Source organism: Stenotrophomonas sp. Sm2128 (assembly GCF_030985535.1).
Taxonomy (GTDB): domain Bacteria; phylum Pseudomonadota; class Gammaproteobacteria; order Xanthomonadales; family Xanthomonadaceae; genus Stenotrophomonas; species Stenotrophomonas maltophilia.
The window spans coordinates 1-10,900 of the sequence record NZ_JAPTFQ010000065.1 but is presented as its reverse complement, the minus strand read 5'-3'; the positions used below and the strand labels follow the sequence as shown (position 1 = coordinate 10,900).

Annotated in this window: 10 protein-coding genes and 1 pseudogene; 4 read left to right on the top strand and 7 right to left on the bottom strand. The window is 67.2% G+C overall.

All coding sequences use genetic code 11. The features are described from left to right. Positions 1 to 7: 7 nt before the first annotated feature. Together edd and eda are read left to right on the top strand one after the other, a co-directional pair. A complete protein-coding gene (gene edd / locus O0K41_RS16690; RefSeq protein ID WP_005409069.1) occupies positions 8 to 1,924 on the top strand; it encodes a phosphogluconate dehydratase in 1,917 nt (638 codons plus the stop codon). 206 nt (positions 1,925 to 2,130) lie between these two features. Then, on the top strand, positions 2,131 to 2,790 hold the full coding sequence (eda, locus tag O0K41_RS16685; RefSeq protein WP_005409068.1) for a bifunctional 4-hydroxy-2-oxoglutarate aldolase/2-dehydro-3-deoxy-phosphogluconate aldolase: 660 nt from the start codon (positions 2,131 to 2,133) through the stop codon (positions 2,788 to 2,790). 287 nt (positions 2,791 to 3,077) lie between these two features. Here eda and O0K41_RS16680 read toward each other — a convergent pair whose 3' ends face one another. The 3 genes from O0K41_RS16680 to ispG all read right to left on the bottom strand — a co-directional run bounded on the left by O0K41_RS16680 (position 3,078) and on the right by ispG (position 5,921). Beyond that, positions 3,078 to 3,725: a response regulator gene (locus O0K41_RS16680; protein WP_005409067.1), complete on the bottom strand. Its 648-nt coding sequence runs from the start codon at positions 3,723 to 3,725 to the stop codon at positions 3,078 to 3,080. 200 nt (positions 3,726 to 3,925) lie between these two features. Further along, on the bottom strand, positions 3,926 to 4,675 hold the full coding sequence (locus O0K41_RS16675; RefSeq protein ID WP_005409066.1) for a phosphatase PAP2 family protein: 750 nt from the start codon (positions 4,673 to 4,675) through the stop codon (positions 3,926 to 3,928). Beyond that, complete coding sequence (gene ispG, locus O0K41_RS16670; protein ID WP_005409065.1) at positions 4,656 to 5,921, bottom strand: flavodoxin-dependent (E)-4-hydroxy-3-methylbut-2-enyl-diphosphate synthase; 1,266 nt, start codon at positions 5,919 to 5,921, stop codon at positions 4,656 to 4,658. Before ispG ends, O0K41_RS16675 begins: the two co-directional genes overlap by 20 nt. A 114-nt stretch (positions 5,922 to 6,035) precedes the next feature. Here ispG and O0K41_RS16665 point away from each other — a divergent pair, with 114 nt between their 5' ends. Continuing rightward, positions 6,036 to 7,262, top strand: coding sequence for an ATP-binding protein (locus O0K41_RS16665; protein ID WP_049451033.1), 1,227 nt, complete (start codon positions 6,036 to 6,038; stop codon positions 7,260 to 7,262). Beyond that, positions 7,259 to 7,806 (top strand): annotated as a pseudogene (locus O0K41_RS16660) (response regulator transcription factor). The gene O0K41_RS16665 and the pseudogene O0K41_RS16660 overlap by 4 nt, the downstream one beginning before the upstream one ends. A gap of 101 nt (positions 7,807 to 7,907) precedes the next feature. Here the strand turns inward: O0K41_RS16660 and pgi are convergent. The 4 genes from pgi to O0K41_RS16640 form a co-directional block, all read right to left on the bottom strand. Next, positions 7,908 to 9,422 carry a glucose-6-phosphate isomerase gene (pgi, locus tag O0K41_RS16655; RefSeq protein WP_164222895.1) on the bottom strand — a complete coding sequence of 505 codons (1,515 nt, stop codon included), beginning with the start codon at positions 9,420 to 9,422 and terminating at the stop codon, positions 7,908 to 7,910. After that, positions 9,419 to 9,799, bottom strand: a complete 381-nt coding sequence (gene panD / locus O0K41_RS16650) for an aspartate 1-decarboxylase (RefSeq protein WP_005409061.1) — start codon at positions 9,797 to 9,799, stop codon at positions 9,419 to 9,421. Before panD ends, pgi begins: the two co-directional genes overlap by 4 nt. Positions 9,800 to 10,070: 271 nt before the next feature. After that, complete coding sequence (locus tag O0K41_RS16645) at positions 10,071 to 10,421, bottom strand: Mor transcription activator family protein (protein WP_158230112.1); 351 nt, start codon at positions 10,419 to 10,421, stop codon at positions 10,071 to 10,073. After that, positions 10,418 to 10,900: regulatory protein GemA (locus O0K41_RS16640; protein WP_308304536.1), on the bottom strand; the 483-nt coding region annotated here is incomplete at its 5' end. The genes O0K41_RS16640 and O0K41_RS16645, both read right to left, overlap by 4 nt.

Here is a 10,900-nt window from a genome sequence, read left to right as displayed (position 1 = left end):
GTAGCCAATGAGCCTCCATCCGCAACTGCAAGCCATCACTGAGCGTGTCATCCGCCGCAGCGCCGCCTCGCGTGCCGCCTACCTGGCCGCGATCGACGCCTCCCTGCGCGAAGGCCCGTTCCGCAGCCGCCTGAGCTGCGGCAACCTCGCCCACGGATTCGCCGCCTGTGGCGGCACCGACAAGAGCCGCCTGCGCGGCGGCGTGACGCCGAACCTGGGCATCATCACCGCCTACAACGACATGCTCTCGGCGCACCAGCCGTTCGAGACCTATCCGGAGCAGATCCGCGAGATCGCCCGCGAGCTCGGTGCTACGGCACAGGTGGCCGGCGGCGTGCCGGCGATGTGCGACGGCGTCACCCAGGGCCGCGGCGGCATGGAACTGTCGCTGTTCTCGCGCGATGTGATCGCGCAGGCGACCGCGATCGGCCTCAGCCATGACATGTTCGACAGCACCGTCTACCTCGGCGTGTGCGACAAGATCGTGCCCGGCCTGCTGATCGGTGCGCTGGCCTTCGGCCACCTGCCGGCGGTGTTCGTGCCGGCCGGCCCGATGACCCCGGGCATCCCCAACAAGCAGAAGGCGGAAGTGCGCGAGCGCTATGCCGCCGGCGAAGCCACCCGCGAAGAGCTGCTGGAAGCCGAGTCCGCCTCGTACCACGGCGCCGGCACCTGCACCTTCTACGGCACCGCCAATTCCAACCAGGTGCTGCTGGAAGCGATGGGCGTGCAGTTGCCGGGCGCGTCGTTCGTCAATCCGGGCACGCCGCTGCGCGACGCGCTGACCCGCGAGGCGACCGAACGTGCACTGGACATCACCGCACTGGGCGACGACTTCCGTCCGCTGGGCCGGATCATCGACGAGCGCGCGATCATCAACGCGGTCATCGCGCTGATGGCCACCGGCGGTTCGACCAACCACACCATCCACTGGATCGCAGTGGCGCGTGCCGCCGGTATCGTGCTGACCTGGGACGATTTCGACGAACTGTCGCAGCTGATTCCGCTGCTGGCCCGCGTCTATCCGAACGGCGAGGCCGACGTGAACCGCTTCGCGGCCGCTGGCGGCCCGGCGTTCGTGTTCGGCGAGCTGATCAAGGCGGGCCTGATGCACGGCGATCTGGTCAGCGTGGCGCGCGGCGGCATGGCCGACTACGCACGCGAACCGCAGCTGCGCGATGGCCAGCTGGTCTATCTGCCGGGCCTGGAACGCAGCGCCGATGACGAAGTGGTGCGTGGCGTCGACAATCCGTTCGAGCACCAGGGCGGCCTGCGCCTGCTGCGCGGCAACCTCGGCAAGTCGCTGATCAAGCTGTCGGCGGTAAAGCCGCAGTACCGCACGATCGAAGCGCCGGCCGTGGTGGTCGATGCACCGCAGGTGCTGAACAAGCTGCACGCCGGTGGCCTGCTGCCGCAGGACTTCGTGGCGGTGGTGCGTTACCAGGGCCCGCGTGCCAACGGCATGCCCGAACTGCATTCGCTGGCGCCGCTGCTGGGCCTGCTGCAGAACCAGGGCCGGCGCGTGGCGCTGGTCACCGACGGTCGCCTGTCCGGTGCCTCGGGCAAGATTCCGGCGGCGATCCACGTGACGCCGGAAGCGGCACGCGGCGGTCCGCTGGCCAAGGTCCGCGAGGGCGACATGATCCGCCTGGATGGCGAGGCTGGCACGCTGGAAGTGCTGGTGGACGCGGCCGAATGGGCGGCACGTCCGCTGGCGCCGAACACAGCACCGGCTGCGCATGACCTGGGCCGCAACCTGTTCGCGATCAACCGTCGCGTGGTGGGTCCGGCTGATCAGGGTGCGATTTCGATTTCGTGCGGGCCGGCGGCGGCTGATGGCGGGCCGTGGGAGTACGACGCGGAATATGAGCTGGGGCACGATGCCGCAGCGGCGGCGGCGCCGCATGAGGCGAAGGACGCCTGAAGCGAAAAGCCGCGGCAGGCTTCCCGGCCTGGGCAGTAGAGCGCCCTGGCCGGGACACGCCGTAAACCCATCCATGGGGGCTCGGTCGCGGCATCCATGCCGCTCACGGTCCCGGCCAGGGCGCTCTACTGCCCTTGGACAATTCCCGGCGCGTCATTTGCGCTGCGGCCACTGAATCAAGAAGAGCAAAAGGCAAGGGCAAAAGCATGGGTATCGAACAACATCAGGTGAAGGCGGCGGAGCTGTTGCGTGCGGCGGGCATCCTGCCGGTGGTGACGATTCATACGCTGGACCAGGCGCGGGCGGTCAGTGCGGCGCTGCTGGAAGGTGGCTTGCCGGCGATCGAGCTGACCCTGCGTACGCCAGTGGCGATGGAAGCATTGGCGATGCTCAAGCGCGAGCTGCCGGACGTGGTGGTGGGTGCCGGTACGGTGCTGACCGTGGAGCAGATGCAGCAGTCGATCGATGCGGGTGCGGACTTCCTGGTGACCCCGGGTACGCCGCCGGCACTGGCTGATGCACTGGCCGCCGCACCGCTGCCGGTGGTGCCGGGTGCGGCCACCCCGACCGAGCTGCTGTCGCTCTACGCCCGCGGCTTCCGCGTGTGCAAGCTGTTCCCGGCCACGGCTGTGGGTGGCCTGGCAATGATCAAGGGACTGGCCGGCCCGGTGGCGGACCTGAAGCTGTGCCCGACCGGCGGCATCACCGAGAACACCGCCGCCGAATACCTCGAGCAGAAGAACGTGGTCTGCATCGGTGGTTCGTGGATGGTGCCGGGCAACTGGATCGCCAACGGCGAATGGGACAAGGTGCGCGCCAGCGCCGCAGACGCCGCCAAGATCATCCAGCGCGTACGCGGCCACTGAGCCCGACAAAGGTGCAGAGCCGAGCCCACGCTCGGCTCCGGCATCATCAGGGGTCAGAGCCCTTTCCCACCGGGAAAGGGATCCGACCCCGGGCGACGAGTGCGCAAAGCGCGCGACCCGCTCCTGCTCTTCCTTCTTCATTCCGCAGTGGCGGCGCACGGAAACCGTCCGTGGCCCTGCGGAGGGATTGCGCAGGGGCGTAAGCGCCATGGATGGCGCGCCCGAGCCTCCAGGGATGGATTCACGGCGTCCCCTGCGCAGAGGGGCTCAGCCGTTGGCCGGACCCCTTACAGCGGCCGTGCCGGATCCACCAACCCGTACTGGCTGGCCATCCGCGCCAGCGCGATGTTGTCGTGGATCCCCATCTTCTCGAACAACCGCGCCTTGTGCGTGTTCACCGTCTTCGCACTCAGGCTCAGGCGCCGCGCGATGTCTTCCTGGCGCAGGCCCTGGGTCAGCAACAGCGCCACCTCAAGCTCGCGCGGCGACAGGTTGTCGAACGGCGAACCATTGCCTTCCACTGTCGACAGCGCCAGATTCTGCGCGATGCTGGTGCCCAGGTAGCGACGACCGGCCGCCACATCACGCACCGCACGCAGCAGTTCCTGCGCATCGCAGCCCTTGCCGATGTAACCGGCCGCACCGGCTTCGAGCAGGCGCTTGGGCAGCGGGCCGTCTTCCAGTACCGACACGATCACCACGCGGGTATTGCGGTGGCTGCGGACGATGCGCTCGGTCACTTCCATGCCGCTCACGCCCGGCAGGTGCAGGTCGCACAGCACCACATCCGGCAGCAGCTGGCGGACTTCACGCAGCGCGTCTTCGCCGGTCTCGGCTTCGCCCACCACCTCGATGTCGGTTTCCCCCGACAGAATCATCTTCATACCGGTGCGGACCAGCGCGTGGTCATCCACCAGGTAGACTCGAATCGTCATTCATGTACCTCTTCGAATGCGGCCATTGCAGGTCAAGCTAGGCAGGGTGCCGATACCCTGCAAGCGCGTCCGGAATGCGGCATCGGCGATCTGCCTTGCGCATCACAGTACCGCGCGTTGTGCTTGCCCCCTGTCTTGCAGAACCTGCTGCAACGAAACAACTGATCTATCACGTAGACGTCCCTCAAGGGCCATCCACGTCAAACCCCCTGTGTTGGTGCTTCGCTGGCCTTCGCTGGCGGCGGGCCGTGACGTCGCCAAGGGTGCCGGCGACTGAACATGACCAGATAGCACCCTACCACCCAAACCAGCGCGGCACACCATCCGGCCAGGATGTCGGAGGGGTAATGCACCCCCAGATAGACCCGCGACACGCTTACCAGCAGGCTGAACGCGGGTGCCAGCATCAGTACCGGCCAGCGCCAACGGGTGTTCCAGGCGAGCAGTACCAAGGTCACGGCAAGGGTCATCGAACCCATCGCATGCCCGCTCGGGAAGCTGAACGTCGATTCCGGCGCGATCGATTCCCACAGGCTGGGGCGCTGCCGCTGGAAGAACTGCTTGCTGCCCATGTTCAGCAGCGCCGACCCTACGAAGCTGACCGCGACGAAGGTCGCCTCGCGCCAGCGCCGGTAGCCCAGCAGCACGCCGATGATCAGCACGTCGGCCGGGATCAGGAACCACTCGTAGCCCAGTTTCGAGATGAGCACGAAGAAGCGGTCCAGCCACGGCGAATGCAGGCCATGCATCTGCCACAGCAGGGGCGCGTCGAAATGGAACGATTCAAACTCGTGCACTTCGTCCGCCAGGGCAACAAAGCCTGCCAACGGCAGCAGCACGCCACCGAACAACAGGACCAGGCGCCAGGCGTTGCGCGCCATCCAGTGGCGGAAGCCGGAGGCGGACTCCGGTGCGGCGAGGATCGCAGGCTTATCCGGCGCTTCGGACATACGTGTGTTCGACGTAATCGTCGATCAGGGCGACGAACTCCTGGGCGATGTTGTCGCCACGCAGGGTCACCTTCTTCTCACCATCGACGAACACCGGCGCCGCAGGCGTCTCACCCGTGCCCGGCAGCGAGATGCCGATGTTGGCGTGACGCGATTCGCCCGGCCCGTTGACGATGCAGCCCATCACCGCCAGGGTCATGTTCTCCGCCCCCGGGTGGTGGATCTTCCACAGCGGCATCTTCTCGCGCACGTGGTTCTGCACCACCTTGGCCAGCTCCTGGAAGAACTCGGAGGTGGTACGGCCGCAGCCCGGGCAGGCCGTGACCAGCGGCGTGAAGGCACGCTGGCCGGTGGTCTGCAGCAGTTCCTGGGCGACGATCACTTCCTGCGTGCGCGACTGGCCCGGCTCCGGGGTCAGCGAGATGCGGATGGTGTCACCGATGCCTTCCTGCAGCAGCACGCCCAGCGCCGCGGACGATGCCACGATGCCCTTGCTGCCGATACCGGCCTCGGTCAGGCCCAGGTGCAGGGCGAAGTCGGAGCGCTGCGCCAGGTCGCGGTACACCGCGATCAGCTCCTGCACGCCACTGACCTTGGCCGACAGCACGATGCGATCGCGCGGCAGGCCCAGCTCCACCGCCTGCTCGGCCGAATCCAGCGCCGAGCGGATCAGCGCCTCGCGCAGCACGCGGCCGGCGTCCCAGGGCTGTTCGCGCAGGTTGTTCTCGTCCATCAGCTTCGCCGCCAGGGCCTGGTCCAGCGAGCCCCAGTTGGCGCCGATGCGCACCGGCTTGTTGTAACGGATGGCGAATTCGATCAGCTGGGCGAACTGCAGATCCTTCTTCTTGCCGAAGCCGACGTTGCCCGGGTTGATGCGGTACTTGGCCAGTGCTTCGGCACATGCCGGTTCGGCGGTCAGCAGCTGGTGGCCGTTGTAGTGGAAATCGCCGATCAGCGGCACGTCGATGCCCATCATCGCCAGCTTGTCGACAATGCGCGGGATCGCCGCAGCGGCTTCCACGGTATTGACGGTCAGCCGCACCATCTCCGAACCAGCACGCCACAACTCGGCCACCTGCTTCACGCTGGAGGCGACGTCGGAGGTGTCGGTGTTGGTCATCGACTGCACCACCACCGGCTTGCCTCCGCCCACGGTGACCCCGCCGATCTGGACGGCATGGGTCTGGCGGCGCGGCCAGGCAGTGGCATCGGAGGGCGGAGTCGGGCGGGTGACGGCGTCGTGCATGGGCGCATTCTACCGCCCGGCCCTGCATTCGGGGTGACTCGCATTCAGCCGGCGGCACGGCTGCGGCCGATTGTCGCAGGCACGGTCACGCGCGAACGCATACGATGAGCGTGAATGACCGGTCCCGACGCCCCGTTTCTCCGAACCCTGTGCAGCCTGCGCTGGCTTGCAGTAGGCGGCCAGGCCGCCACCATCCTGGTCGCCACCTGGGTGCTGGGGCTGCCGTTGCCGCAGCTGCCGCTGTGGGCCGGCGTGGCGGTGCTGACCCTGTTCAACATCTACACCCAGCTGCGCCCGGAAGCGGCCGACACCGCACCGCTGACTGCATTCGGCCACATCCTGGTGGACGTGATCATCCTGACCTGGATGGTCGGCTGGAGCGGTGGCATGGCCAATCCGTTCAGCTCGCTGTTCCTGATCCTGATCGCACTGGCCGCGTTCGCCCTGCCCCTGCGCTGGGCGCTGGCGGTCGCGCTGGCCTGCCTGCTCGGCTACGCCGCCAGCGGCATCTTCGGCCAGCCCCTGCCGGACGGCTATTTCCGCGCGCAGGACCTCAACCGCTGGGGCGTGGTCGCCAATTTCCTGATTTCCGCGGCGGTCGTACTGGCCTTCTCCACCCGCCTGGCGCTGGCGCTGCGCCAGCGCGAACTGGAACTCTCGGCCCTGCGCGAACGCTTCGCCCGCAACGAGGGCATCGTCGCCCTGGCCACCCATGCCGCCTCGGTGGCGCATGAACTGAACACGCCGCTGGCAACCATGACCCTGCTCGCCGACGACGTGGCCGAACGCAGTGAAGAGCCGGAAGTGCGCGAGGACATGGAAACCCTGCGCGAGCTGCTGGTGCAGTGCCGTGAGCGCGTGCTGGCGCTGGCCGCACCGGCCTCGGCCGATGCGCCCGGACGCAGCCATTCCAGCGCGCAGCAGGTGCTGGAGCAATGGCGCCTGGTGCGACCGACCATCGACCTGCACCGCAACGATGATGCGCCGCTGCGGCTGCCGCTCGACCCGGGCGTGGGCCACCTGCTGATGGTCCTGCTCAACAATGCCGCCGATGCCGGCGAACAGGCCGGCCGGCCGCGCGTGGACCTGGACCTGCGCATCGAAGGCGACGATCTGATCGGCGAAGTACGCGACTACGGCCACGGCTTCAACGCGCGCGCCGCGGTGCTGCCGGGCAAGCTGTTCGGCAGCAGCAAGAGTGAAGGCATGGGGGTCGGCCTGGCGCTGTCCCATGCCACGATCGAACGCCTCGACGGCGAGATGTGGATGCGCCCGGCCCAGGGGGCCGGCAGCCGCGTCGGCTTCCGCCTGCCGCTGGCCCCACGCGAGGAAACCCCATGAGCGCCTCAACCCTCGGCCTGCTGGTCGACGACGACGAACTGTACCTGCGCACCCTGCAGCGCAGCCTGGCCCGCAAGGGACTTGAAACGCAGACCGCGCAGGATGCCGCCAGCGCCAGCACCCACCCGCGTTCGCCCTGATCGACCTGAAGCTGGGCAGCGATTCCGGCCTGGCGCTGATCCAGCCGCTGCGTGCGCTGCGCGCGGACATGCGCATCCTGCTGGTGACCGGCTACGCCAGCATCGCCACTGCGGTGGAAGCGATCAAGCTCGGTGCGGACGATTACCTGCCCAAGCCAGCCACGGTACCGATGATCCTTCGCGCTTTGGGCGAGGAGGATGACGGCCCGGCCGACGATGGCGAAATGGAAGTGCCCGACGCGATGACACCGATCAGCCGCCTGCAGTGGGAACACATCCAGCAGGCGATGCACGAGACCGGCGGCAATGTGTCGGCAGCCGCGCGCCTGCTCGGCATGCACCGGCGCTCGCTGCAGCGCAAGCTGGCCAAGCGGCCCAGCCCGGAACGCGACCCGAGCCGCTGAGGCACCACGCCCTTCATGGTAGTGCCGGCCGCTGGCCGGCAACCAGGTGATGCTTCAATCGTTCATGAGGTCGCCGGCCAGCGGCCGGCACTACCAGAGCCTCAGCCCTTCAGCTGCGCAAGGATCTCGCGGGTCATCGGGTCGGCAACGGCCACATCCTCGCCCTGCAGCGCCGGCAGCAGGCCGCTGGCCAGCTGCTTGCCCAGTTCGACACCGAACTGGTCGAAGGCGTTGATGTTCCAGATCACCGACTGCACGTACACGGCGTGTTCGTACATGGCGATCAGCGCACCCAGCGCCTGCGGGGTCAGCGCGTCGAGCAGGATCAGCGTGCTCGGGCGGCCGCCCGGGTAATCACGGTGCGGGTCGTCGCTGCCCTGGCCATTGGCCAGTGCTTCGGTCTGCGCCAGCAGATTGGCCAGCAGGGCCTGATGATTGATCGTGTAGGGATCGTCGTTGTGCACGCAGCCGATGAAGTCGGCCGGAACGATGCTGGTGCCCTGGTGCAGTGCCTGGAAGAAGCTGTGCTGCACATCGGTGCCCGCGCCTCCCCACCACACCGGCACGGTATCGGTGGTGACCGGCTGGCCATCACGCTGCACACGCTTGCCCAGGCTTTCCATCACCAGCTGCTGCAGGTAGGCCGGCAACAGCGCCAGGCGCTGGTCGTAGGTCATCACCGCATGCGTGGCATGGCCCAGCAGGTTGCGGTTCCAGATGTCGGTCAGGCCGTGCAGCACCGGCAGGTTGCGCTCCAGCGGTGCATCCAGCGCATGCGCATCCATCTGCGCAGCACCTTCCAGCAGCTGTTCAAAGCGCTCGAAGCCGATCGCCAGCGCTATCGGGAAACCGACCGCAGACCACAGCGAATAGCGGCCGCCGACCCAATCCCACATCGGCAGCACACGATCGGCGGCGATGGCAAAGGCCTTTGCGGCACGTTCCGGATTGGCACTGACCGCGTACAGGCGGCCGCTGCCCCCCAGCCAGTCGTGCAGGATCTGGCCGTTGAGCAGGGTTTCCTGGGTGCCGAAGGTCTTGGAGATCAGGATGCCGGCGGTCTTGGCCGGATCCAGCGTGGCCAGCGTACGCTGCATGGCCGCGCCGTCCACGTTCGATACGAAATGCACGCGCAGGCGCGCACCGCTGACCGGACGCAGCGCGTCGGCGACCAGGCGCGGGCCAAGGTCGGAACCACCGATGCCGACACTGACTACATCGGTCACGCCACTGTCTTCCAGCGCGCGCACCAGCACGCCCATGCGCTGGCGGATCTCGCGCGCGGTGGCATAGGCCTCGGCCGCCACCGGCGCATCGACCACGTCGCCGCGCAGTGCTGTGTGCAGCGCGGCGCGACCTTCGGTCAGGTTGACCTGCTCGCCACGGAACAGGCGGGTGATGGCACCACCGACATCACGGTCGGCAGCCAGCGCCAGCAAAGCCTGCAACGCCGCGGCATCGTATTTCTGCCGGGCGAAGTTGACGTACAACGGACCGACCCGCAGCGCCAGGTCCTGCACGCGGCCGGGTTCGGCGGCGAGCAGGCCGGGGATGCTTGCGCCCTTCAGGCGCTGGGCGTGGGAATGCAGCGAGTCGAATCCGTTGTTCGTTGTCATGCGGCCTGGGTCGGGATCGTGTCGTTGGTGTGGGTGATCTGGTTCTTGCCATCAACGTACACCAGCTTCGGCTTGAAGCTGTCAGCTTCCTGCTCGGTCATGCTGGCGAACGCTGCGATGATGATGATGTCACCGACCTGCACGTGGCGCGCGGCGCCACCGTTGAGCGAGACAACGCCGCTGCCGGCTTCGGCGCGGATGGCGTAGGTCGAGAAGCGCGCACCGTTGGTCACGTCCCAGATGTGCACCTGCTCGAACTCGCGGATGCCGGTGGCAGCCAGCAGGTTGTCATCAATGGCGATCGAGCCTTCGTAGTTCAGCTCGGAATGGGTGACGGTGGCGCGGTGGATCTTGGTCTTGAGCAGGGACAGGTGCATGGGGGCGCTGCAACGGCAAAGGAAAGAGCGGATTCTAGCACCCGCTTGGCCATCGCCAGGGGGCGGCGGCAGGACGCTGAAGGCCGTTCAGGTGCCCTTGCCCGGCGGCGGCGCCGTGGCATGGACGGCACCGCCCTGCAGTGACAGCCTGATGTTCAGGGGTGAGATATATCAGGGGGGAACTGCGAGATATCTTGCCGGAAGACCCCGGAAGAAGGCTGACAATGGCGGATTGATATGAAAAGCCGTTGCGCCTGGTGCAATCCCTGAATCAGACGAAGAGATCCAGCTGATCCAGTTCGCCTGCCCGCGCCTGGGCCCGGCGAATCAACCGACGGATACTTCTTTCGTGCATGCCGGTGTCGTGTGCAAGTTTAGCGGTAGAGGTGCCGGCGAGGTAGGCCCGCAAAATCTCGATCTCCCGCTGCGTAGCTTTGAAGTGCGCGTCCTTCGGGTATGTGATGGTCTGTCCGCCCCAGTGTTCAGCCAGGCTATCGGCCACCGCTGATCCCACCAGGTCAGCAACCTTGGTTGGGAGCGCATGCTCACGACTCAGCAGACCTGCCACCACTTCGGCGATCTCGCTGAGAAGTTCATGGCGGCGGGCCTCCATCGACTTCATGCCGAAGGGGCCTCCCGCCGGGCGCGGCGATTGGCATCGATCTGAAGAGCGGCAATCACTTTGGACAACTGATCCGGGTTGCACCATTCCAGGCGTCCTACCTTGAACATGTGGCGGGCCACCGAATGGGCATATTCCCACTCACGCCCCGAATCAGCCAGCAGGGCTTCGATCTTGGACAGCTGAGGGGATAGGTCGCCCTTGGGGCGGCCTGCCCAACGTTTGGCTGCGTACGCCGCCTTGGCGGGAATTCCACCCAGGCGACGCAGCTCGTTGGCGATCGCATCGAGCTGCCGGCGATCACACTTGCCGGCGCTTCGCTGGGCGGCCCCGTGCTCCTTGGAAACGCGCTCAACCAGGTCACGGTAGACGTCCTCGGAGAGGCCGAGCTTCTTGGCGCCAGCGTGGATCGCGGCCAGCACCCGGTTACGGCCGTCGCCGGCCTTGCGAACGCGCGTCATGCCTTGCTCCTTGCGCCC

What these genes read in the sequence shown, in the direction of transcription:
- O0K41_RS16665 (WP_049451033.1), top strand. Translation starts at nt 6,036, where the DNA reads ATGACCGGTCCCGACGCCCCGTTTCTCCGAACCCTGTGCAGCCTGCGC.
- panD (WP_005409061.1), bottom strand. Translation starts at nt 9,799, where the DNA reads ATGCACCTGTCCCTGCTCAAGACCAAGATCCACCGCGCCACCGTCACC.
- eda (WP_005409068.1), top strand. Translation starts at nt 2,131, where the DNA reads ATGGGTATCGAACAACATCAGGTGAAGGCGGCGGAGCTGTTGCGTGCG.
- O0K41_RS16680 (WP_005409067.1), bottom strand. Translation starts at nt 3,725, where the DNA reads ATGACGATTCGAGTCTACCTGGTGGATGACCACGCGCTGGTCCGCACC.
- O0K41_RS16675 (WP_005409066.1), bottom strand. Translation starts at nt 4,675, where the DNA reads ATGTCCGAAGCGCCGGATAAGCCTGCGATCCTCGCCGCACCGGAGTCC.
- ispG (WP_005409065.1), bottom strand. Translation starts at nt 5,921, where the DNA reads ATGCACGACGCCGTCACCCGCCCGACTCCGCCCTCCGATGCCACTGCC.
- edd (WP_005409069.1), top strand. Translation starts at nt 8, where the DNA reads ATGAGCCTCCATCCGCAACTGCAAGCCATCACTGAGCGTGTCATCCGC.
- pgi (WP_164222895.1), bottom strand. Translation starts at nt 9,422, where the DNA reads ATGACAACGAACAACGGATTCGACTCGCTGCATTCCCACGCCCAGCGC.
- O0K41_RS16645 (WP_158230112.1), bottom strand. Translation starts at nt 10,421, where the DNA reads ATGAAGTCGATGGAGGCCCGCCGCCATGAACTTCTCAGCGAGATCGCC.